Annotated in this window: 1 pseudogene; it reads right to left on the bottom strand. The window is 54.7% G+C overall.

Annotated features, from left to right (window positions below):
* A pseudogene (locus tag ACTQ52_RS12390) lies at positions 1–406 on the bottom strand (hypothetical protein); the annotation flags it as partial.

A 406-nucleotide genomic window follows, 5' to 3' on the forward strand; every position in this document is an offset into this window, starting at 1 on the left:
TCCGATAAGCTCACCAGACTTCGGGTTCCGCTGGAGTTTCTTCATCCAGCTGTTGTCGCTTCCAGAATCGGCAGTTGCCTCTTCCGAGAAGTCTGTAACTGCCTCTTTCTGCCGCCAGCGCATTGCCTCCTCCTGTGTCGCTTCATCGTTTGCCGCATACTCCGACATTTTCTGAAGGGACTTCTTCGGGTCGTCATCGCCAAAGAGATGCACCCGCACAAGGTCAAACGCATTGAGTAGCTGGCTGCAGGCAGGATCCGAAGCGTGGTGGCTGTAGGCAAACTTGTCATCGTAAACCACCACACCGGCAGAACTGGAAGCCCCAATGTAGTGCCACCGGTCCTCCCGGTCACCGGGTTCATAGATGTTCGGGAGGATATTCTCCATCACATCCGTAATGGAATGC

Origin of the sequence: Oribacterium sp. Sow4_G1_1, assembly GCF_052116105.1 — a bacterium.
In the GTDB taxonomy this organism is placed as follows: domain Bacteria; phylum Bacillota; class Clostridia; order Lachnospirales; family Lachnospiraceae; genus Oribacterium.